Raw genomic sequence first — 22760 nt, forward strand, 5'->3', positions numbered from 1 at the left:
GCACCCGACGCGGGCCGCAGTTCGCCAGCAAGCGCGCGTGCACGCGCGGTTCACCGGCACACGTCTGCACCGACCGCTACGGCACCACAAGCACCCCTCGGTGACCACCGTCCAGGAGCGCCCACGCGGAGACGCGCCGCGCGCGTTGGCCGGCGGGTCCCGAACCGTTGCGGTCGGCCACCTTGACGCTCCCTGGGCGCCGGTGAACACTTCCGGTGTCAGTCGACATCGCCGTACATCTCGGCGTATTCCGGTACTGCGTCGCGCGGGCACTCCTGTGCTTCGAGGCCCACTCCCCCACGGGCGGTTCGGCTGCTACGGCACGCTCGTCACTCACGCCCCGCGGCGGAGGTCGCCGGGGGAGACGCACCCCGCACGGGAGGGCCGGGGCCGATCGCCCCGGGCCAGGGCCTAGGAGCCGCCATGAGCAACGGAGACATCTTCGTCGGCGAGATCATCGGTACCGCGATCCTCATCCTCTTCGGCGCGGGTGTCTGCGCCGCCGTGACTCTGAGGTACAGCAAGGCGCGGGCGTCGGGGTGGGTGGTGATCGCGTTCGGCTGGGGGTTCGGCGTGCTGGCGGGCGCCTACACCGCTGCCCCGCTCTCCGGAGGGCATCTCAATCCCGCCGTCACCCTCGGGATCGCCGTAGACACCGGCGAGTGGGGCAAGGTCTGGGTCTACGTGCTGGGGCAGTTCGTCGGCGCGATGATCGGTGCCGTCCTGTGCTACCTCACGTACTTCGCCCAGTTCCAGGCCAACGTCCGCAAGACCGGCACCACCGAGGGCACGGCGGACGAGCCGGTTCCGACGCTCGGCATCTTCTCGACCATCCCGGAGATCCGGAACCCCGTCGCCAACCTGATGACGGAGATCATCGCGACCGTCGGGCTCGTGCTGCCGATTCTCGCCTTCGGGCTGACCGAGGGGCTCGGCGAGTCGGGGACGCTGGTGCTGATCGTGTCGCTGCTCGTCGTCGGTATCGGCCTCTCCCTCGGGGGACCGACCGGCTACGCCATCAACCCCACCCGTGACCTCGGCCCGCGCATCGTGCACAGCTTCCTGCCGATCCCGAACAAGGGCACCTCCGACTGGGGTTACGCCTGGGTCCCGGTGGTCGGCCCGCTGATCGGCGGAGCGCTCGCCGGGCTCATCTACAACGTGGCCTTCTGAACGGCCCACCAGAGCCGTCGCCTCCGCGTCCTCTCCGCCTCGCCTCCGCAGTCCTCTGAACCCAGCCCAAGGGGTAGCCATGACGGACCACTCCACGAAGTACGTCGCCGCGATCGACCAGGGCACCACCTCGAGCCGCTGCATCATCTTCGACCAGGACGGCGCGATCGTCGCCGTCGACCAGCGCGAGCACCGCCAGATCTTCCCCAAGCCCGGCTGGGTGGAGCACGACGCCACCGAGATCTGGTCCAAGGTCCAGGCCGTGGTCGCCGGGGCGCTCGCGGGCGCCGGGCTGCGCGCCGACCGGCTCAGCGCGCTGGGCATCACCAACCAGCGCGAGACGACGGTCCTGTGGGACCGCGCGACCGGCAAGCCGGTGCACAACGCCATCGTGTGGCAGGACACCCGTACGTCCGCGCTGTGCCGCCAGTTGGGCGGCACGGACGGGCAGGACCGTTTCCGCGAACAGACCGGCCTGCCGCTGGCCAGCTACTTCTCCGGGCCCAAGGCGGCCTGGCTGCTCGACAACGTGCCCGGTCTGAGGGCCCGCGCCGAGCGCGGTGAGATCGCCTTCGGCACCATCGACTCCTGGCTGATCTGGAACCTGACCGGCGGCACCGACGGCGGGCGGCACGTCACCGACGTGACCAACGCCGGGCGCACCATGCTGATGGACCTCCGGACACTCCAGTGGGACCCCTCGATCCTCTCGGCGATGAACATCCCCGAGGCGGTACTCCCCGAGATCAGGTCCTCCGCCGAGGTGTACGGCACCGCCGTCGGCCAGCTCGCCGGCGTGCCCGTGGCCTCCGCCCTGGGCGACCAGCAGGCAGCCGTGTTCGGGCAGGCCTGCTACGACGTGGGCACGGCGAAGAACACGTACGGCACGGGCAGCTTCCTGCTGCTCAACACCGGTGACCGGCCCGTACCGTCGAAGAACGGGCTGCTGACCACCATGGGTTACAAGATCGGTGACGAGGCACCCGTCTACTGCCTGGAAGGGTCGATCGCCATCACGGGGGCCCTGGTCCAGTGGTTCCGCGACCAGCTCGGCATCATCCGCAGCGCCGACGAGATCGAGCGGTTGGCGGCGAGCGTGGCGGACAACGGGGGCGCGTACATCGTGCCCGCCTTCTCCGGACTGTTCGCGCCGTACTGGCGCTCGGACGCGCGCGGGGTCGTCACCGGGCTCACCCGGTACGTCACGAAGGCGCATCTGGCGCGCGCGGTGCTGGAGGCGACGAGCTGGCAGACGCGCGAGGTCGTGGACGCCATGTACCAGGACTCGGGGGTACGCATCACGACGCTGAAGGTCGACGGCGGCATGACGAAGAACAATCTGCTGATGCAGCACCAGGCGGACGTGCTGGGCGTGCCGGTGATCCGGCCCCGGGTGTCCGAGACGACCTGCCTGGGGGCCGCGTACGCGGCCGGACTGGCCACCGGTGTGTGGAACGGCCTCGACGAACTCAAGACGCACTGGCAGCGGGACGTCGAGTGGGCGCCCGCCATGGAGGCGTCGGTGCGGGACCGCGAGTACCGCAACTGGCGCAGGGCGGTGGAGAAGAGCTTCGGCTGGATGGAGGACGGCGACGACGACGGCTAGGCGCCGAGCAGGCTCGGAGGGGGCACGCGCGCGTGGAGGTGTCGTCGCCATGCCCCGAGCCGTCAGGTGGTGACGACCCTGCGGCGGTCCGCCGCCTGGGCCATGGCGTGCTGGACCACGCCGACGAGGACCTCCTTGACCGACTCCCGGTCACGGGCGTCGCACATCACCAGGGGCACGTCGGCGTCGAGGTCGAGGGCCTGGCGGACGGTCTCGGCCGGATAGCGGGCCGATCCCTCGAAGCGGTTGACGCCGACCACGAACGGGATGGAGCGGCGTTCGAAGTAGTCGACGGCGGCGAAGCAGTCCTCCAGGCGGCGGGTGTCGGCCAGGACGACGGCGCCGAGCGCGCCCTCGGACAGCTCGTCCCACATGAACCAGAACCGCTCCTGGCCCGGCGTGCCGAAGAGGTACAGCACCAGGTCCTCGCGCAGGGTGATCCGCCCGAAGTCCATGGCCACCGTGGTGGTGTGCTTGCCCTCCACACCGCTGACGTCGTCGACGGGCCGCCCGGCCTCGGTGAGCAGTTCCTCGGTGCGCAGCGGCCTGATCTCGCTGACCGCGCCGACGAGAGTGGTCTTGCCGACGCCGAAGCCGCCGGCCACCAGGATCTTGAGCGTGACGGGCTCGACCGGCGGCTTGCCGCGCTGAGAACGCCCGAAGATCATCGATCTCTTCTCCTTAACGTGCCACTTGCCGTGCCGCTTGCCGTGTCCGGGGGCCGGTTCACAGTGCCCTCAGCCCGCTGATCACATCGCGCAGAATGTCCTCGTCCGGCAGTTCGGCCGGGGGTACGGGCCGGTTCACGTGGACGAGTTCGACGTCCACGAGGTCTCCGATCAGGACCCGCACGACCCCGATGGGCAGGTCGAGTTCGGCGGCGAGTTCGGCGACCGACTGCGGGGTGTCCCGGCACAGCTCGACGATGTCCACGTGTTCCGGGGCGAGCGTGACGTCCGCCTCCGGATCGTCCGCGTGGGGTTCCGTGACGACCACCGCGATCAGGTCGAGGCGGTGCTGGGCCGCGCTGGTGGTGCGGCCGCGCGTCATGGCGTACGGACGGACGACGGGACCGGCCTCGTCGTCGAACCAGTGGTTTCTTCCCTGACCGTCTGCGCTCATGTCATCCCACTTACCCACCCGAGGGCAGATCGGTGCGCGGAGCGGTGCCCAGGTGCACGCCGACCCGCTTGACGAGGAGGGTCATCTCGTAGGCGACCTGGCCGACGTCGGAGTCGGCGGCCGACAGGACGGCCAGGCAGCTGCCGTCGCCGGCGGCCGTGACAAACAGGAAGGCGTCGTCGAGTTCGACGACCGTCTGCCGGACGCTGCCCGCCTCGAAGTGACGGCCCACGCCCTTGGCGAGGCTGTGGAAACCGGACGCCACGGCGGCCAGGTGTTCGCTGTCCTCCCGGGTCAGGTCCTTGGACGCCCCGGTCGCCAGACCGTCGCCGGACAGGACGACGGCTTTGCGGATGCTCGCGACACGGTCCACCAGGTCGTCTAGGAGCCAGTTGAGCTCCCCGGACCTGGTCGAGGTGTGGCCGGTCGCCTTCGGTGCGGTCATCGACCGTCCCCCTTAGTCGTTCCTTGTGGTGCTTGTGGTGCTGTGCCGCCGGGGACGTCGTCCTCCGCGGCGTTCTCCTTGCGGCCGCGCTGCCAGCCGCGCTGGAGCGAGGCCATACGGCTGCGTACTTCCTCGGCGTCCCGGTCGGCGGGGTCGGAGCGGTCCTCGGCGGGCGGTTCGGGGCTCTGCCTGAGCTGGGGGGCCAGGTTGGCCTGCCGTACGCGCCGGGGCAGCGCGCCCGATTCGGATGTGGAGCCCCCGCGCTCGGGAGACGCGCCGCGGCGGCGGGCCGGGAGCGACGGCAGCGCCTCGGACTCCGTGCGGTCGGCGTCACGCCTTTCGGCACGACCCTCCGGGCGACTCTCCATGCGTCCCTCGGCAGGGGCGTCGCCACGGCCACGGGCGCGGTCGGCGGCGCGGTCGTCGCCACGGCCACCGGCGCGGTCGTCGATTCGTTCCGGGCGACGACGGCGGGTGGGCAGGGCGGGTGGCTCGGCCGATCGTGACCGCGGGTCGGTCCTGCCTTCCGCGCGCTCGGCTCCTGCCGGGGAGACCTCGTCCGCGGTGTCCCGGGCGGCCCGTTCCGGCACCGGACGCCCGTGCGAACTGACCAGCTTGGGGGTCCGGCGACGGGGAAGCGCGACCGGCGCGTTCACCTCGTCCTCCTCCTCGCGCTGGGGCGACTCGCCTGTGTGGCCGGGCTCCTGACGTCGCCGTTCGGCGGGGCGGACCTCCTGGTCGTCGTCAGCCGCCACGAGGGAGCGGCGCGGGCGGAACAGACCACCCCGTTCGCTGTCCTCGTCGCCGAGCCCGCCCGGCAGGTCGTCGAGGGCGTCGAGGTCGACCGGCGCCTCGAGTTCGACCGGCCCGTCCAGCAGCGTGGCCGGGCGGCCCGGCAGCCGTGCGGGCACGTGGGCGAGGGGGGAACGGCGGCTCTCCTCCCGCTCCTTCTCCTTGGCGTGCTGAGGACGGTCCAGGCGGAAGCCGACGCCGTTGGTGTCCGGGGCGTCCTCCGTGAGCAGCGCGTCGGGGACGAAGACGACCGCGGTGGTGCCGCCGTACGGGGAAGGCTGGAGGGAGACCCGGACGTTCTGCCGCTGGGCGAGCCGGCTGACGACGAACAGGCCGAGCCGGTCGGTGTCGGACAGCTCGAACTCCGGTGTCTCGGCGAGCCGCAGGTTGGCGTCGAGGAGGGCGTCGGCCGCCATGCCGAGGCCGCGGTCGTGGATCTCCAGGGTGAAACCGTTGGCGACGCGCTCGCCCATGACCTGCACGGCGGTGTGCGGCGGCGAGAAGACCGTGGCGTTCTCCAGGAGTTCGGCCACGAGGTGGGTGAGGTCGGCGACGGCCGGTCCGGTGACGGCGATGCGGGGCAGCCGGCGGACCTCGATGCGCTCGTAGTCCTCGACCTCGGCGACGGCGGCCCGGACCACGTCCATGAGCTGGACGGGCTTGCGCCACTGCCTGGACGGGGCGGCGCCGGAGAGGATGACCAGGCCCTCCGCGTGCCGGCGCATGCGGGTGGTCAGATGGTCGAGGCGGAACAGGTCGGCCAGTTCCTCGGTGTCCTCGGTGCGGCGCTCCATGGTGTCGAGCAGGGTGAGCTGCTTGTGCAGCAGCACCTGGCTGCGGCGGGCGAGGTTGACGAACACCTCGGATACGCCGGCGCGGAGTTCGGCCTGCTTGACGGCGGCTTCCACGGCGGCACGCTGGAGGGTGTTCAGCGCCTGGCCGACCTCGCCCATCTCGTTCTTGTCGTACTCCAGGCGCGGGACCTCTGTCTCCACGTCCACCTGTTCGCCCGCCGAGAGGCGGCGCATCACGCTGGGCAGGCGGACACCGGACGCCTCGTGGGCGTCCAGGCGCAGTTGCCTGAGATCGCGGATGAGGGAGCGGCCGACGCGTACGGACAGGAAGAGCGAGAACAGCAGGGCGATCAGGCCGAGGGCGCCGGCGACGACCACCTTGACGATGGTGTTCATGGCAACCGGGTCGACCCGGTCCTGGTAGCGGTCGGCGGCGTGGTCGTCCAGGGCGCCGAGTTCGTCGAGCACGCTGCCGGCGGCGGTGTCCCAGCTCTTGGCGGTGACGCCGCGGGGCGTGCCGGCCTCACCGGCGACGGCCGCCTCCTCGGCGACGCGCAGGGGCGCGGAGGCGGCGTTCTTCCAGAAGCGCTGGTACCGCCCGCGTTCGGCGGCGGGCAGCAGCGGGAGGTTGATGTCGTACATCATGGTGCGCTGGGCCACGAGGTCGGAGACGTCACGTATCTCGCCGCGGGTGAGCCGACCGGTGACCAGGGCAGAGCCGAGGAGGGCGTCCTCGCGGGAGAGCAGTTCGCGGGCGCGGGAGACGTTGACGAGGGCGCGGTACTGCTTGTCCAGGCTCACGTCGTCGACGACGTGGAGGTTCGCGAGCAGTTCGTGACAGGGGTCGACCAGGCGGTTGTAGAGGCCGAGCGCCTGCGCGCGGTCGACGGTGCCGTCCTCGACGCTGCGGCGCAGCGAGCCGATGCCGTCGAAGGCGTCCAGGACGGCGGTGAGCCGCTCCTCCTCGGCCTGGCCCAGCGCGTCGCGTACGTCGGCGTTCGCGGCGTTGCCGCGGATCTCGGCGATGGCCTCGTCGGTGGCGGTGCGGCTGCGCTGCAGGGCGGAGAGCCCGTCGGAGGCGCGCGGGTCGGCGAGGTGGACGAGGGTCTGGCGGCGTTCCTGCTGGAGGACACGGACGGTGTCCTCGACCGGGTAGCCGATCTCCTCGACGACGGTCGAGACGCTGAACAGCCGGCCCGCCTCGCGTCCCGTCAGGACCGTGGCGAAGGCCCAGATCGCGGTCAGGGACACCAGCGGCACGAGGAGCAGCGCCACGATCTTCCGGCGGATCGACTTCCCGCGAAAGCGCATGGCCTCCCCCAGCTCGACCCCCACCGGCAGGGGGTACACATGTACGTCAACAAACGGCGCGAGCCTACTACTCACGCACGGGTAACTCGAAGACCCGTCCGGAGGCCGAACCTCCGCACCGGAGTCCGGCGATGGCCAGTTGTCCGGTCATTGGGGGAGATTCCCTCCCGGTATCCGGCGGCGGGCGGGGCAGAGCGCCCTTCCGGCCCGGCGGGCGAAATGGCCGAGATTTTTCGACTGCGCGGGATTCTCGGGAATCTTGAGGGCTGGTCGTTCGTCATTCACTACGGGAAATGGAGGCGGAATCGGCCACAGGAGCCGCATCCCGCCCCCGGGCGGCGTAAAGCAGCGCAAGCCGGGCAGCCAGAGGGGAGCCGTGTCTTCGGACACGGACGAGCTGTCTGCTGGCGGTGGGGAGTGACATGTTGATGGGCACGGCGGAGCGGCGCAGGGCGCCCGAGGACGGCGGTGCGGCCGAGTCGACGGCCCGCTCGGTTCCCGAGGCGCCGGATCGCGACATTCCGGCGGCCGGGCCGGACGCGTCGGCACGTAAGCGGTCGGAGGGGTCGGAAGCCCGGGAAGCCCGGGAGCAGTCGGCCTACCGGCCGTTGTGGACGGAGGAGCCCGCGCGGCGACGCCGTCTGCCGGATCCGGTGCGTACGGCGGCCGTGCGCGCGGTGCTCGTCGTCGCCGTGACGCTGATACTGGCGATGGTGGCCTTCCTGTGCACGATGGCGGGATCCTGGCTGGCGTTCCCCATGGTGATCGGCAGCGTGGCGGGCACGGTCGTGGCCACGTGGGGCGTGCTGGACGTCTGGGTGACGCGGCAGGTCTGGAATCAGCGGCACGGCGTGGTGTCGATGCCGAGCAGCACCGCACGGGCCATGCGCCGCGAGCGTCGGAGGGCCAGGCGGCAGGCCCGGTCCGCGGAGCGGGCCCAGGAGCGGATACGCCGGCGGGGCGGTGCGGGGCAGTTGTCGCACTCCTGAGTGGCCGGGTGAAGGGCCGGGCTCCGGCAGTGACCACCCTTCACAGCACCGCCGACTGACCCCGGTCGCCCGCCGACTGGCCCCGGTCACCCGCCGACTGACCCCGGTCGCCCGTCGGCTGGCCCCGTTCGCCCGCCGACTGGCCCCGATCATCTGTCGGCTGCGCCCGACCACCCGTCGGCTGCGTCTGACCGCCCGTCGGCCGCGTCCGCTCGGCGCCGGCGAGTTCGCGTCGGACCCGCATGAAGGAGCGAGGGCGGTCCACGGAGAGCACCGCGGTCGTACGGCCGTCCCGTTCGTAGCGGGCGAGGAAACCGTCGTCGGCCGGGGCGCCGTCGGCGACCACGCCCTCGACGATGCGGACGGTGTCTCCCTCCCGGCGCCGGCCGGCGAACTGGAGGCGGGCTCCGTACTGGTCGGACCAGAAGTACGGCACCGTCCTCACCCACTCCACGGTGCGCCCGGCGAGCAGGTTGGTCACGGCCACCCGGGGCTGCTCCGTGGCGGAGGTCCAGTGTTCCGCGCGCGTGCCCCCGACTCGGGCCACATCGCCGACGGCGACCACCCGCGGCAGCGACGTCACACAGCCGTCGTCGCAGAGGACGCCGTCGTTCAGCACCAGCGGCGAACCCGCCAGCCAGGCGGTGTTGGGTGTGGCGCCGATGCCGACGATCACGACGTCGGCGGGCAGATTCCGACCGTCGGAGAGTGCCACCGAGGTCACGGCGACCGTGCCGCGCAGCGCGGCCACGGAGGCGCCGGTGATGAGCTCGACACCCCCGCGGCGGTGCAGCGTGGCACACACGGCTGCCATCTCGGCGCCGAGTTGGGGCACGAGCGGGAGCGAGGCGGCCTCGACGACGGAGACCGTGTGACCGAGGCCGGCACACGAGGAGGCGGTCTCCGCGCCGATGAAGCCGCCGCCGATCACGACGACCCTGCGCGGACCGCGGGTGAGTTCCGCACGCAGGGCGCGGGCGTCGTCCAGGGTACGCAGAGTGTGGACGCCGGCGAGGCCGTCGCCCGGAAGACGCCGGGCCGAGGCACCGGTGGCGACGACGACGCCGTCGGTGGACACGGTGCGGCCGTCGTCGAGCAGCACGGTCCGGCCGCGGGCGTCCAGGCCGCGGGCACGGACGCCGAGCAGCCACTCGGCGTCCAGGTCGGCGGTCTCCTCGGCATCGGTGAGCGCCAATACTTCCTCGCCGGCCCGGCCGGTGAGGAAGTCCTTGGAGAGGGGAGGCCGGTCGTAGGGGCGGTGGGGTTCGTCACCGACGATCACCAGTCGCCCGTCGAATCCCTGGGCGCGCAGTTCCCGGGCGGCGTACAGGCCGGACAGCGAGGCGCCGACGACGGTCACGGTCCTCATGCGGCGCTACCCTCCTCCGCGGCGACGTGGACGTGAACGACACCCTCGTGGACGGTGACGCGGTGGGTGCGGACGGGCCTACGGGCCGGGAGGCAGGTCGGCCGGCCCGTACGGAGATCGAACGACGCGGCGTGCAGCGGGCATTCGATCAGGCAGCCCTCCAGCCAGCCCTCGGAGAGGGAGGCGTCCTGGTGGCTGCACGTGTCGTCGATGGCGTAGAGATCACCATCGTCGGTGTGGAAGACGGCGATCGGCGGACTCGTTCCGACCCGCGCGGACTCGCCCTTGGGGAGGTCTTCGAGGCGGCAGATGGGAATCATGGGCTCCCCTCTCGGTCCGGAACGCGTGTCCAGACGGGTGCGGGGACGCGTACCCTTCCGGGATCCGGACGCTTCGGTAACATGATGTTTCACATGGCGCACTGGAGAGCGCTATGCGCAACAGAATCCGGGCGGGCGGCCCGTGGCGTCAAGGGCTTCCCGCAGATGCGGTCCGGACGGGGCCGCCAGGTGGTGAGAGTTGAGCCATGACCCGCACACGGAAGCAGCCCGACCATGGTGAGGACCGCGTGGAGAACAAGCAGGTGGGCAGAGGGGCGGCGAGCGGCGTGCAGTCGGTGGACCGCGCCGTGAGCGTGCTGGAGATCCTCGCCCGGCACGGGGAGGCGGGCGTCACCGAGATCGCCGACGAGCTGGACGTGCACAAGTCCACCGCCTTCCGGCTGCTCGGCGTGCTGGAGAACCGCGGCCTGGTGGCCCAGGAGAAGGAGCGGGGCAAGTACTACCTGGGGGCCGGCGTACTGCGCCTCGCGGGGGCGGCGGCAGTGCGCCTGGACATCTCGCAGGAGGGCGTGCCCGTCTGCCGCGAACTCGCCGACGAACTCGGCGAGACGTCGAACATCGCGGTGCTGGACGACGACGCGGCGGTCAACGTCATGCAGGCGCGCGGCACCGCCTCCGTGACGGCACAGAACTGGCTCGGCCGGCGCACCCCGCTGCACGCCACCGCCAGCGGCAAGGTGCTCCTCGCCCACCTGCCGACCACGCTGCGCGAAGGCCTGCTGGCCCGCCCGCTGCACCGGTTCACCGAGCACACGGTCACCGGCGCGGCGGTGCTGCGCGGCGAGTTGGAGACCGTGGCCGGGCAGGGCTACGCGATCACACAGGAGGAGCTGGAGATCGGGCTCGCGGCCGTGGCGGCGCCCGTCCGTTCCCACGACGGCAAGGTGATCGCCTCGATCAGCGTCTCGGGTCCGGTGTACCGGCTGACGCCGGAGCGGCTGCCCGACCTGGCGAAGCGCGCGCTGGCGGCGGGGGTCGAGCTGTCCCGCCGTATGGGCCACGGCTGCTGACCCGGAACGGGCGGCGCGCGGCACGGGACGGCACAGGACGGGGCGGAGCGAGGCGAACGAGCGGCACGGGGCCGGGTATCCGACTGGATTCCTTCGGTCCCGTGCCGTCGCGCGTCCGGCTGGTCTCGGCTCCCGGCGCTTCCCCTCGCTCCTTTTGCCAAGGGTTAACCCGTACCTCTTGACGGCCGCTCGACGGCGTTCTCACTATGTTCCTCATAGCGCAACCCATCGTGCAATGCGCAACAGCAGAGGAGCTTGTCGTGCCACACGAGGTCCGTGCCGTAGTCGCTGTGAAGAAGGGCGCACCGGTCGAGGTGCAGACGATCGTCGTCCCGGACCCGGGACCGGGCGAGGTTCTCGTCGCGGTACAGGCCTGCGGGGTCTGCCACACGGATCTGCACTACCGTGAAGGCGCGATCACGGACGACTTCCCTTTCGTGCTCGGCCATGAGGCGGCCGGCACCATCGAGGCGGTCGGCGAGGGAGTCACCGATCTTCAGCGGGGCGACTACGTGGTGCTGGCCTGGCGGGCGCCCTGTGGCGGCTGCCGCTCCTGCCGACGCGGCCGCCCCTGGTACTGCTTCGACTCCCGCAACGCCGCACAGCCGATGACACTGCTCGACGGCACCCCGCTGACCAGCGCGCTCGGCATCGGCGCCTTCGCCGAGAAGACGCTGGTCGCGGCGGGCCAGGCGGTGAAGGTCGACCCGGCCGCGCGCCCCGAGGCGGCCGGTCTGATCGGCTGCGGCGTGATGGCCGGTTACGGCGCCGCCGTCAACACGGGCAACGTGGGCCGTGGCGACTCGGTCGCCGTCATCGGCTGCGGCGGCGTCGGCAACGCGGCGATCGCGGGTGCCGCCCTCAACGGCGCCATGAAGATCATCGCGGTCGACGTCGACGGCAGGAAACTGGACCGGGCGGAGCGCTTCGGCGCCACGCACACCGTCGACTCCCGCGGCACGGACCCCATCGAGGCGGTCCGCGCCCTCACCGACGGCCACGGCGTGGACATCGCGATCGACGCGGTGGGGCACCCGGAGACCTTCCGCCAGGCCTTCTACATGCGCGACCACGCGGGCGTGCTGGTCCAGGTCGGCGTACCCACGCCGGAGACGGCGGTCGAACTGCCGCTCATCGACGTGTTCTCGCGCGGCGGCGCGATCAAGTCGTCCTGGTACGGCGACTGCCTGCCGAGCCGCGACTTCCCGTTCCTCATCGACCAGTACCTGTACGGACTGCTGGACCTGGGCGCCTTCGTCTCGGAGACCACCTCGCTGGACCGGGTGGAGGAGGCGTTCGCCAAGATGCACCGCGGCGAGGTACTGCGCTCGGTGGTGGTCCTGTGAGCGCCCTCGGGTCGCATCCCTCCCCCCGTGTGGTCGTCATCGGCGCCGGCATCGTCGGCTGCTCGCTCGCCGACGAACTGACCGCCCGCGGCTGGAACGACGTCACCGTCCTCGAGCAGGGCCCGCTGCCCGCCCCCGGCGGCTCGACCTCGCACGCGCCCGGCCTCGTCTTCCGGACCAGCCCGTCCAAGACGCTCACGGCGTTCGCCCAGTACACCGTCGAGAAGTTCACCTCCCTCGCATCGGACGGCGTGCCCTGCTTCCGGCCGGTCGGCGGCCTGGAACTGGCCACCACCCCGGAACGCCTCGCCGACCTGCACCGCAGGGCCGGTCACGCCGCGGCATGGGGAGTGCGCGGCGAGATCGTCGACGCCGCCCGGTGCAAGGAACTCTGGCCGCTCCTCGACGCCTCGGTGGTGCTCGGCGGATTCCACACCCCCGGGGACGGCCTGGCCCGCGCCCTGCACGCGTCCCGCGCCCAGCTGGACCGCGCCACCGCGCGGGGCGCCCGCTTCCTGGACCGGCACACGGTCACCGGCATCGAGCGGCGGGGCGGCAGGGTCACGGGGGTCGTCACGGACCGGGGCACCTTCCCCGCCGACCACGTGGTCTCCGCGGCCGGCTTCTGGGGCCCGGTCATCGGCCGCATGGCCGGGGCCGACGTCCCCCTGCAACCGCTGGCCCACCAGTACGCCAGGACCGGACCGCTGCCGGGGCTGAGCGGCGCCACGACAGAGGCCTCGAAGCCGATCCTCCGCTTCCAGGACCGCGACCTGTACTTCCGGGAGCACACCGACCGCCTGGGCATCGGCTCCTACGCCCACCGTCCGCTGCCCGTGGATCCGTTCGCCGTCCCCGCCTACGACGAGGCCCGCGACCGCAACATGGACATGCCGTCCTCGTACCCCTTCACCCCGGACGACTGGGCGCCGAGCTGGGAGGACTGCCGCCGGCTGATGCCCGCCCTGCGCGAGGCGGAGATCGAGTCGGGCTTCAACGGCGTCTTCTCCTTCACCCCGGACGGCATGCCCGTCCTCGGCGAGTCCCGTACGCTGCGCGGCTTCTGGCTGGCGGAGGCCGTCTGGGTCACCCACTCGGCCGGTGTCGCCAAGGCCGTCGCCGAGTGGATGGTGAACGGGCGGCCGTCGCTCGACGTGCACGAGTGCGACCTCACGCGTTTCGAGGAGGCGCAGCGTTCCCCGGCGTACATTCGTGAGCGCGGCGCACAGCAGTTCGTCGAGGTGTACGACGTCCTCCACCCCCTCCAGCCGATGGAGCGTCCGCGCCCGCTCAGGGTCAGCCCCTTCCACTCACGGCAGCAGCAGCTCGGCGCGTACTTCCTGGAGGGCGGCGGCTGGGAACGCCCGCACTGGTACGAGGCCAACTCCGAACTCGTCAGGAGCGTGACGCTTCCCGACCGCGACGACTGGTCGGCCCGCCACTGGTCCCCGATCGCGGCCGCCGAGGCGCGGGCGACGCGCGAGAAGGTCGCCCTGTACGACATGACCCCGCTGCGCCGCCTGGAGGTCACCGGCCCCGGAGCCCTCGACTTCCTCGACCGCATGACCACCAACAACCTCCGCAAGAAGCCGGGCGCGGTCACCTACACGCTCCTCCTCGACGACACCGGAGGCATCCGCTCCGACCTCACCGTCGCCCGCCTCTCCCCCGATCGCTTCCAGGTCGGCGCCAACTCCCCCGCCGACCTCGACCACCTCCTGCGCCACGCGCCCGACGGAGTGCACATCCGGGACATCACCTCCGGCACCTGCTGCGTCGGCGTCTGGGGCCCGCTCGCCCGCGACCTCGTCCAGCCGCTGACCCCGGACGACTTCTCGCACGAGGCGTTCGGCTACTTCCGCGCCAAGGAGACGTACGTCGGCCATGTCCCGGTCACTGCCATGCGCCTGAGCTACGTCGGTGAACTCGGCTGGGAGCTGTACACCACCGCCGACCTGGGGCTGAGGCTCTGGGACACGCTCTGGGAGGCCGGCCGGGACCTGGGCGTGATCGCGGCCGGGCGTTCCGCCTTCAACTCCCTGCGCCTGGAGAAGGGTTACCGGGCCTGGGGTACCGACATGACCGACGAGCACGACCCGTACGAGGCGGGCGTCGGTTTCGCGGTCCGCATGGACAAGGCGGACTTCGTCGGCAGGGCCGCGCTGGAGCGCGCGGGCGAACCGGCCCGGCGCCTCACGCCCCTCCTCCTCGACGACCCGGCCGCCGTGGTCCTCGGCAAGGAGCCGGTCCACGTGGACGGCACGCCCTCCGGGTACGTGACCAGCGCGGCGTACGGCTACACGCTCGGCCGCTGTGTCGCGTACGCCTGGCTACCGGCCGGTCTGGCCGTCGGCACCGGCGTGCACGTGGAGTACTTCGGCGAGAAGGTCCCCGCCACGGTCGCCGACGAGCCGCTGTTCGACCCGAAGATGACCCGCATCCGCCGCTAGGACGGCCCCAGGAGGCTCCCGATGTCCCCCACCTACGACGTGATCGTCATCGGCCTCGGCGGCATGGGCAGCGCCGCCGCCCACCATCTGTCCGCGCGGGGCACCCGCGTACTGGGCCTGGAGAGGTTCGGCCCGGTGCACAATCGGGGCTCCAGCCACGGCGGCTCCCGGATCACCCGGCAGTCGTACTTCGAGGATCCGGCGTACGTACCTCTCCTCCTGCGTGCCTACGAGCTGTACGAGGACCTGGAGCGGGCCACCGGCCGGGACATCACCGTCCTGTGCGGCGGGGTGATGGTCGGTCGGCCCGACTCGTGGACCGTCTCGGGCTCGTTGCGCTCGGCACGCGAGTGGGACCTGCCGCACGAGGTGCTGGACGCCCGGGAGATCCGCCGCCGTTTCCCGACGCTCACCCCGCAGGACGACGAGGTCGCGCTGTACGAGGCCAAGGCCGGTCTCCTGCGCCCCGAGAACACCGTCGCCGCCCACCTCCAGCTAGCCACCCGGCAGGGCGCCGACCTGCACTTCGACGAGCCGATGACGCGCTGGGAGCCGTACCGGGACGGCGTCCGCGTGCACACCGCCGAGAACACCTACACCGCATCCCATCTGGTGGTCTGCCCGGGCGCCTGGGCACCGCGACTGCTGACGGACCTGGGCGTGCCTTTCACGGTCGAGCGGCAGGTCATGTACTGGTTCCAGCCGAAGCACGGCACCCGTCCCTTCCTCCCCGCCAACCAGCCGATCTACGTCTGGGAGGACGCGGCCGGCGTCCAGGTGTACGGCTTCCCGGCCATCGACGGCCCCGACATGGGTGCCAAGGTCGCCTTCTTCCGCAAGGGGCGGGCCACCACCCCGGAGACCATCGACCGGACGGTGTACGACCACGAGGTCGAGGCGATGGCCGACCACATGTCCGGCCGCGTCCCGGATCTGCCCGGGACCTTCCTCAAGGCCGCGACCTGCATGTACACCACCACAGCGGACGAACACTTCGTCATCGCCCGGCACCCCGCGCACCCCGACTCGACCACCGTGGCCTGCGGTTTCTCCGGGCACGGCTTCAAGTTCGCGCCGGTCGTGGGGGAGATCCTCGCCGACCTCGCCCTGACCGGCACCACCGCCCACCCCATCGGTCTGTTCGACCCGGCCCGACTCGCCGCCGCGCCCGTCTCAGGAGCACTCACGTGACGACGACTCCCCTGTCCCCCGCGTCCCCCAGCCTCATCGCGACCCTGCCGGGCCGCTACTACACCGACCCGGAGGTCTTCCGTCAGGAGCAGCGGCACGTCTTCGAGGCGATGTGGTTCTGTGCCGTCCGCGGCGCCGATCTGGACCGGCCCGGCGCCTTCCGCACCGTTCAGGTCGGCCGGGAGAGCGTCCTCGTCACCCGTACCCGCGCGGGCGAGCTGCGGGCCTTCCTCAACATCTGCCGGCATCGCGGGGCCCGGCTGTGCACGGAGGAGTCCGGGCAGGTGCGCCGCGGCCTCCAGTGTCCGTACCACGCGTGGACGTACGACCTCGACGGCAGGCTGGTGGCCGCGCCCAGCCTGACGAAGATGCCGGACGTCGACCGTTCCGCGTACGGCCTGGTCGGGGTCGCCCTGCGCGAGTGGCTCGGCTACGCCTGGGTGTGCCTGGCCGACACGCCGCCCTCCTTCGAGGAGACCGTGATGGGGGCGGCCGTCGAACGGCTCGGCGACGCGGCCGCGATCGAGCGGTACGGGACGGAGCGGCTGGCGCTGGGCCGGCGGGTGACCTACGACGTGCGCGCCAACTGGAAGCTGATCGTCGAGAACTTCATGGAGTGCTACCACTGCGCGACCATCCACCCCGAACTCACGGACGTGCTGCCGGAGTTCGCCGACGGCTACGCCGCCCAGTACTACGTGGGCCACGGCGCCGAGTTCGGCGAGGAGGTGAAGGGCTTCACGGTCGACGGCAGCGAGGGCTTCGGCAGGCTGCCCGAGGTGGCGAACGACCAGGACCGCCGCTACTACGCCGTCACCGTCAAGCCGACGGTCTTCGTCAATCTGGTACCGGACCATGTGATCCTGCACCGCATGTTTCCGCTCGCCGAGGACCGCACGGTCGTCGAGTGCGACTGGCTGTACGCACCGGACGTCGTGGCCTCGGGGACGGATCTGTCACGGTCCGTGGAGCTGTTCCACCGGGTCAACACACAGGACTTCGCGGCCTGCGAGCGGACCCAGCCGGCGATGTCCTCCCGGGCCTACCGGGCGGGCGGTGTTCTGGTGCCGACCGAGCACCACATCGGGATCTTCCACAAGTGGTTGTTGGAACGGCTCGGTGGCCCTGACTCCGGTGCTGCTGGCTCCCCCTAGGCCGGTGACTGCGCGGGGCGCTTGAACATGCGCGTCGCCGTGATCTCGCTGTGCACCGCCTCGCCCTCGCCCTCACCGGCCGGGACCGGCTGGGGCAGTCCCGGCCGCAGGTGTTCCTCCACGCTGATGTACTTCAGGCCGGCCCTGAGATCGGCGTCATTGCGCAGCCGGATGACCAGCGGGAACTCGGCGAGCGCGGTCGTGTCGAACAGGCCGGTGGTGTACAGGAGCTGGACGCCGAGGGCGTCGGACACGGCCCGCTGGAGCTCCAGCAGGTAGGTGGCGTTCGCCCGCCCGATGGGGTTGTCGAGGAACAGGGTGCCGGCGTGGCGGTGCCGGTCGCGGCCCCGGTCGTTGCTGCGGAGCGCGGCCATCGTGCAGTACAGGGCGATGGCCGCGGTGAGCAGCTGACCGCCGGAGAAGACGTCACCCATCTGGCCGACGGGGACGCGCTCGGCGCGCAGTACCGCGTCGGGCTTGAGGATCTCGACGGCGACGCCCTTGGGCGTCAGGGCGGCGGCGACACCGCGCAGCAGCAGGGACATGCCGTCGCGGCGCAGGTCGGAGTTCTTCTTGACGGCCGCTCGGGTGGCCTCGTCAACAACCTCGCCGAGCCGCTCGGTGAGCGTGGCCTGGTCGGGTTCCTCGAAGCGGATGCGCAGGAACTCCTGCCCCGACCATTCGCCGAGGCCCTCCGGGAGCCGGGAGAGCCGCTGGGCGGAGCGGAGCGTGGCGAGGGCCGACTCGACGAGGCCGCGCAGCCGGTCCACGATCGAGTCGCGGTTGCGTTCCAGCTGGGCCAGTTCGTCGGTCAGGACGCGGAGGCGGGGCGCGAAGGCGTCCGCCCACTTGCCCGCGTGCTCGGGCAGCGCGGAGGCGGGCAGTTCGCGGATCTGCTGGCGGGCGGGGGTGCGGACCTGCTCGTATCGGGTGGAGTTGGCGTGCCGGACGAGGATGTCGCTCGCCTCGCGTACGGCTGCCTCGGCGGCGGACAGGTCGGCGGCGCAGCCGCGCAGCGAGCGGCGGGCCTCGGCGGCGGACTGGCGGGCCTCCTCCAGACCGCCCGGGTAGGGCTCGGGCTCCTCCTGCTCCTCCTCGGGCGTGTGCTCGCGCAGCAGGTCGCGGAGCATGGCGGCGATCTCGTCGAATCCGCCGGCCGCGTCCTCGGCGGCGCGGTGCGTGTCGAGCAGTTCGGCGTGGGCCGCGCGGGCCTGGGTCAGTGCCTCGGTGCGGGAGGCGAGTTCGGCGGTCGCCGTGCGCAGCAGGGTCTGGGCGTGTTCGGCGTCGCGCGGGATGAGTTCCTCGGGGAGTTCGGTGTGGGCGTCGCCGTCCTCGGGTGCGAGCCGTTCGGCCTCGCCGCGCAGCCGGCCGAGCTGTTCGCTCGCGCTCGACATGCGGGTCTCCAGGAGCTGCACCAGTTCCTCGGCGCGGGCGGCGGCGGCCTGCCGGGACGGTCCGTCGGAGCCGTCGGGCGACTCCAGCAGCTGCCCGGCCCTGGTGCGGACCTTGTTGCTGAGCCGGTCCAGCTCGGCGCGGGCCGCGCTCTCGTCGCTCTCCGCGCGGGCCTGCTCGGCGCGCAGGTCGGCGCCGACACCGACCTTCTCGTAGAGCTGGGAGGCGGCGCGGTAGGCCTCGCGGAGGGCGGGCAGGGACGCCTTCGGCGCGTCCGTGCCGTCGTCCGGTGCGTCCTGCGATCCCTCCTGCGGTACGTCGTCGGGGGCGCCGGCGATCTCGGAGCGCTCGGCGCGCAGCGTGCGGGCGGTGCGGCGGGCGTCGTCGGCGGCCCGCTGGGCGGCGCGGCGGTCCTCGTCGGCGGCGCGGGCGCGCTCCAGGCAGGCCTGGGCGCGGGCCTCGGCCTCGGCGCCCTCGTCGGCCAGTTCGCGGAGCTTGGCCTGCCAACCGGCGCGCTCGCGCAGCCGGAAGGCTAGTCCGGCGAGGGCGTCCGCGGCGCGGCGGGCCTTCTGCGCGGCCTCCTGCCGCTCGTCCCGCATCCGTACGGCCTCGGCGGCGCTCTCGTCGGCCTCGGCCCGCGCGGTCCGCGCCTCGGTCAGCTCGGCCTCGGTCTCCTCGGCGAAGGCGCGCGCCTCCTCGGCGGTCCGTGCCAGCTCGGTGAGGCGTCCGGCGGGGCAGCCGGTGCGCCAGGAGGCGAGCCGGGCCGCCAGCTCCCGGTCCTTGCCGAGCCGGGCGGCGAGCGCGCGGATCTCCTCGTCCCGCTCCGTCGCCCGCGCGCGCAGCGCGTGCCGCTCCTCGTCGGCGGCGTGCTCGTCGTGCATGGCGGGGTTCGGCGGTACGAGGAAGACGTCGCCGGTGTCGGAGTCCGGCGCCGGGGTGGGCGCGAGCAGGGCGGCGGCCGTGCCGACGGCGACGGCGGAGCGCGGCAGCAGGGCCGCGTCGCCGAGGACGTCCCGGGCGCGGGTGTGCGAGTCGGGGTCGGTGATGATCACGCCGTCGACCAGTTCGGGACGGGCGGCCAGCACGCGCGCGTGGTCGGCGGGGTCGACGGCCTGCGCGAGGTAGCGCCAGCCGGGCAGGGCGGGGATGCCGTGCTCGCCGAGGAACTCGACGGTGGCCAGTACGTCCGGGCCGGGCGGCAGCAGCCCGCCGTCGCCGAGGGCACCGAGGATGCGGGAGTCGTCGGCGGCGGCGGTGCGCAGCTCGAACAGCTGGCGTTCGGCGGAGGAGACGGTGCCGTCGAGCAGCTCGCGCAGCTCGTCGGCGAAGCGGTCGAGCTCCTCGGGGGTCAGCGCCCCTTCCGAGGCCCTGGGAGGGGTGTTCCGGTCGTCACGGTCCGCGTCCTGGCGGGGTTGGGGGATGCCCGGGCGGGTCTCGGCGGCCAGGCCGAGCAGTTCGGCGAGCCGTTCCTCGGCCGTCAGGGCCTCGGCCGTGCGGTGCTCGGCCTCGTGGGCGCGCTCGGCCGCGGTGGCGGCGTCCGCCGCGCGGGCGGCCGTCAGTTCGGCGCGGCTCTCCGCGGCGGCGGCCTCGCGCGCGTGCTCGGTGGCCCGGCGTGCCGCCTCACGGGCGGTGTCCCAGGCCGCGACGGTCGTCTTCTCGGCGTCGCTGGCCGCGAGGGCGGCGCGGGCGGGGTCGGCGTCGGGCGTGCTGTCGTCGAGCCAGCCGGCGCGGACCGCCTCGGCGGTCTCCTGCTCGACCTCGGTGAGGCGCTGGCGCAGATGCCCGGCCTCGCTGCGGGCGCGCTGCGCCTCGGTGGCCGCGGTGGTGGAGTCCCGGTGGGCGGCGTCGCTCACCTCTTGGAGGGAAGCGGACCGCTCCTCCTCCTCGTTGGCGTGGTGTTCGGCCTTCCCGGCCGCCGCGTGCAGGGCGCGGACGAGTTCGACGGCGGCCTTGGCGCGGGCGGCGAGCGCGGGGGCGGCGTCCCGCTCGGCCTCCTGGATGGCGGCGGACACGCGGGCGACGCGGTCGGCGGCGGCGCGGTGGCGCAGCACGGCCTCGGCGGCCTGCCAGGCGGCGTGCAGGGTGCGGGCGTCGGCGAGTTCGCGCTTCTGCGCGGCGGCCGACTTCTCGGCCCCGGTCAGGGCCAGGGAGGCGTGCCGGTAGGCGAGTTCGGCGGCGATGAGGCCGCTGCGGTCCCGGGCCGACTCGGCGTGCGTGACGGCGTAGGCGGCGGCGGTGACCCGCTGGGCGAGATCGCCGGCCCGGACCCGCTCCTGGGCGCCGCGGGCGGAGAGCCGGCGGGCCAGGGTCCTGGTCCGGCGTTCGGCGGCGGTGTGGATGTCCCGCGCGCGGGTGCGGGCGTCGGCGGCCTCGACGATGCGTCCGAGGAGGTCGACGGACCCGGCGGTGAAGTCGCGTTCGGCGATCAGCTCGGCGCGTCGGCCGAGTTTGTTGCCGAACCCGCTGACCAGGTCGGCGAGTCCGTCGGTGTCGCGGGTGTCGGTGACGGCGCGCAGCAGCAGGTCGGTGAAGTCGGAGTCCTTCTTGACCGCGAAGAGGCCGGCCGCCTCGCCCTCGTCGGCGTTCATCTCGCGCTGGTAGCGGAAGAGTTCGGGGTCGAGACCGAGGTCTCCGAGGTGCTCGATCCAGCGGTCGTGGATCTCTTCCCAGTGCACCTCCAGGTGCGGGTATGCCTTGCCGGCCTCGGTGATGGCGTCCCGGAAGCCCTTCATGGTGCGGCGCCGGCCCTGGGCGCCGGAGACGCCCTCGACGGGCGGGCGTACGGCGGTGGCCTCGGCGACGGGCAGGTTGTCCAGGGTCATTCCGGGGCCCGGCCGGAAGGAGTACCAGGCCTCGGCGAACTTCCGCGGGTCGCCCGAGACCTGGCGACCACGCCACTCGCTGGCCTTGCCGACGACGACGCACTCGCCGGTCTGCACGTGCTGCCACTCCAGCGCCACGTGTCCGCAGTCGTCGGCGAGCAGGAACTTGCGCAGCACGCCGGAGCTGGCGCCGCCCAGGGTGTTGCGGTGGCCCGGCAGCATCACCGAGAAGATCAGCTTGAGCAGGACGGACTTGCCGCCGCCGTTCTCCAGGAAGAGCACGCCGGCCGGCGCCGGCCGGCGCGGCGGGCCGACGGGCTCCTCCTCGAAGAACTCCGCCTGCGCGGGCGCGGGATCGGGCACGGGCTCGCCCACACCGCGCAGGTCAAGCACGGTGTCGGCGTAGCGCGCACCGGCGGGTCCGATGGAGTAGAGGCGGACCCGGGACAGCTCGTACATGGCGGACTCTCGTAAGTCTTCGTGAAAGTGGGGGTGCGGGGGCGTGAGCGGGGTCAGGAGGAGTGGAAGGGCAGTCCGGCGTCGGCGACCAGCTCCAGGTCCTCCGTCTCGTCGGCGGGCAGCAGTGTCGCCGTGCCGTCGGTCACCGGGACGACGCCCAGGTCCAGCAGCTCGGCCATGGCGGCGCTGCCCGCCATGTCGCGCACCTGGAGCTGGTAGCGGGCCGTCGTGCGGTAGGTGCCGCCGTTGTCGTCGCCGGTGCGCTGGAGGAAGCCGGACTCGGTGAGGAAGGCGGCGGCCTTGCCGACGATGCCCGTGGTGGAACCGGGGAGTCTGCGCGCGTCCTTGGTGGCGCCGGTCGCGCTGCGTCTGACCCAGATCCGCCAGGCCGACTCCAGGCCCGGGGCGTCGGTGGCCGGGTCGGTGTTCTCGCCCTGTTCCTCGGCCCGCTCCTCCAGGCGTCGGCAGGCCTGGCGGACGAAGGCGTCCACTCCGTTGACGGTGACGCGGCCGATGTAGCCGTCGTCGGCGAGGTCCTCGGGGCGCGGGTAGGCCATGGCGGCTACGGCGAGGTGGGCCAGTCCGTGCAGGAAGCGGTCGCCGGAGTCGGTGGCGGCACGACGCGCGTAGTCGCCCATGCGGACGGCGAACACCGAGTCCTCGGCGGCGGTCACGGCCATCCCCGCGCGCGGGGACACCTCCAGGACGACCAGCCCGAGCCCGGCCGCCACGGCGTCGGCGAGCCTGGCGAAGGGCGGGTCCTCGCGGTAGCGGCGCAGCAGATCGGCGTACTCCTGGTCGCGCGCGGGCAGCAGCTTGGGCTGGAGGCCGAAGGCGACGAGCCGCGCCGCGTCGGCGGCGTCGGCGGGCGTGACGGCCGCGGTGGCCGGCGCGGCACCCGCCTCCGGTTCGCTCCGGTCGACGTGCTCGGTCACGGTCGGTACTCCTTGCTGTGCTGGTGCTGGTGCTGGCTGTGCTGGTGCTCGGGGGTGAG

At 72.7% G+C, this 22760-nt stretch carries 16 protein-coding genes; 8 read left to right on the forward strand and 8 right to left on the reverse strand.

The genetic code is table 11. The annotated features are described in order from the left end of the window. The first annotated feature begins 423 nt into the window (after positions 1 to 423). On the forward strand, positions 424 to 1173 hold the full coding sequence (locus ACFW48_RS26115) for an MIP/aquaporin family protein (protein ID WP_386318413.1): 750 nt from the start codon (positions 424 to 426) through the stop codon (positions 1171 to 1173). 79 nt (positions 1174 to 1252) lie between these two features. Further along, positions 1253 to 2779 (forward strand): glycerol kinase GlpK, encoded by a 1527-nt coding sequence (gene glpK, locus ACFW48_RS26120; RefSeq protein WP_386318415.1) that lies wholly within the window; start codon positions 1253 to 1255, stop codon positions 2777 to 2779. Positions 2780 to 2841: 62 nt separating this feature from the next. On the opposite strand, the gene ACFW48_RS26125 is transcribed toward glpK, so the two are convergent. The 4 genes from ACFW48_RS26125 to ACFW48_RS26140 are packed head-to-tail and all read right to left on the reverse strand — an operon-like array spanning position 2842 to position 7243. Then, entirely contained in the window at positions 2842 to 3447 is a 606-nt protein-coding gene (locus tag ACFW48_RS26125; protein WP_345638957.1) for an ATP/GTP-binding protein, read from the reverse strand. Between the two features lie 58 nt (positions 3448 to 3505). Beyond that, positions 3506 to 3901 carry a DUF742 domain-containing protein gene (locus ACFW48_RS26130; protein WP_386318417.1) on the reverse strand — a complete coding sequence of 132 codons (396 nt, stop codon included), beginning with the start codon at positions 3899 to 3901 and terminating at the stop codon, positions 3506 to 3508. 10 nt (positions 3902 to 3911) lie between these two features. Next, complete coding sequence (locus ACFW48_RS26135) at positions 3912 to 4346, reverse strand: roadblock/LC7 domain-containing protein (protein ID WP_386318419.1); 435 nt, start codon at positions 4344 to 4346, stop codon at positions 3912 to 3914. Further along, a complete protein-coding gene (locus tag ACFW48_RS26140) occupies positions 4343 to 7243 on the reverse strand; it encodes a nitrate- and nitrite sensing domain-containing protein (protein ID WP_386318421.1) in 2901 nt (966 codons plus the stop codon). Before ACFW48_RS26140 ends, ACFW48_RS26135 begins: the two co-directional genes overlap by 4 nt. 428 nt (positions 7244 to 7671) lie before the next feature. On the opposite strand from ACFW48_RS26140, the gene ACFW48_RS26145 reads away from it, so the two are divergent. Further along, the gene (locus ACFW48_RS26145; protein WP_386318679.1) at positions 7672 to 8232 is read left to right on the forward strand and encodes a hypothetical protein; all 561 of its coding nucleotides are present in this window, start codon (positions 7672 to 7674) and stop codon (positions 8230 to 8232) included. 40 nt (positions 8233 to 8272) lie between these two features. On the opposite strand, the gene ACFW48_RS26150 is transcribed toward ACFW48_RS26145, so the two are convergent. After that, the gene (locus tag ACFW48_RS26150) at positions 8273 to 9601 is read right to left on the reverse strand and encodes an NAD(P)/FAD-dependent oxidoreductase (protein WP_386318422.1); all 1329 of its coding nucleotides are present in this window, start codon (positions 9599 to 9601) and stop codon (positions 8273 to 8275) included. Then, the gene (locus ACFW48_RS26155; protein WP_386318424.1) at positions 9598 to 9921 is read right to left on the reverse strand and encodes a bifunctional 3-phenylpropionate/cinnamic acid dioxygenase ferredoxin subunit; all 324 of its coding nucleotides are present in this window, start codon (positions 9919 to 9921) and stop codon (positions 9598 to 9600) included. The genes ACFW48_RS26150 and ACFW48_RS26155 overlap by 4 nt, the downstream gene beginning before the upstream one ends. 287 nt (positions 9922 to 10208) lie before the next feature. On the opposite strand from ACFW48_RS26155, the gene ACFW48_RS26160 reads away from it, so the two are divergent. From ACFW48_RS26160 to ACFW48_RS26180, 5 genes are all read left to right on the forward strand, one after another. Next, positions 10209 to 10952: an IclR family transcriptional regulator gene (locus ACFW48_RS26160; protein ID WP_386318680.1), complete on the forward strand. Its 744-nt coding sequence runs from the start codon at positions 10209 to 10211 to the stop codon at positions 10950 to 10952. 260 nt (positions 10953 to 11212) lie between these two features. Further along, positions 11213 to 12298 (forward strand): S-(hydroxymethyl)mycothiol dehydrogenase, encoded by a 1086-nt coding sequence (locus tag ACFW48_RS26165; protein WP_386318425.1) that lies wholly within the window; start codon positions 11213 to 11215, stop codon positions 12296 to 12298. Next, a complete protein-coding gene (locus ACFW48_RS26170; protein ID WP_386318426.1) occupies positions 12295 to 14748 on the forward strand; it encodes an FAD-dependent oxidoreductase in 2454 nt (817 codons plus the stop codon). The genes ACFW48_RS26165 and ACFW48_RS26170 overlap by 4 nt, the downstream gene beginning before the upstream one ends. Positions 14749 to 14769: 21 nt before the next feature. Beyond that, positions 14770 to 15939 carry an N-methyl-L-tryptophan oxidase gene (gene solA, locus ACFW48_RS26175; RefSeq protein ID WP_386318427.1) on the forward strand — a complete coding sequence of 390 codons (1170 nt, stop codon included), beginning with the start codon at positions 14770 to 14772 and terminating at the stop codon, positions 15937 to 15939. Then, the gene (locus ACFW48_RS26180) at positions 15936 to 17093 is read left to right on the forward strand and encodes an aromatic ring-hydroxylating dioxygenase subunit alpha (RefSeq protein ID WP_386318428.1); all 1158 of its coding nucleotides are present in this window, start codon (positions 15936 to 15938) and stop codon (positions 17091 to 17093) included. The genes solA and ACFW48_RS26180 overlap by 4 nt, the downstream gene beginning before the upstream one ends. Here ACFW48_RS26180 and ACFW48_RS26185 read toward each other — a convergent pair. Next, positions 17090 to 21766, reverse strand: coding sequence for a hypothetical protein (locus tag ACFW48_RS26185; RefSeq protein WP_386318430.1), 4677 nt, complete (start codon positions 21764 to 21766; stop codon positions 17090 to 17092). The two genes, ACFW48_RS26180 and ACFW48_RS26185, sit on opposite strands and share 4 nt — an antisense overlap. A gap of 53 nt (positions 21767 to 21819) precedes the next feature. Continuing rightward, positions 21820 to 22701, reverse strand: coding sequence for a hypothetical protein (locus ACFW48_RS26190; RefSeq protein WP_386318432.1), 882 nt, complete (start codon positions 22699 to 22701; stop codon positions 21820 to 21822). Positions 22702 to 22760 lie beyond the last annotated feature (59 nt).

Source organism: Streptomyces sp. NPDC058812 (assembly GCF_042744565.1).
In the GTDB taxonomy this organism is placed as follows: Bacteria; Actinomycetota; Actinomycetes; order Streptomycetales; family Streptomycetaceae; genus Streptomyces; species Streptomyces thinghirensis.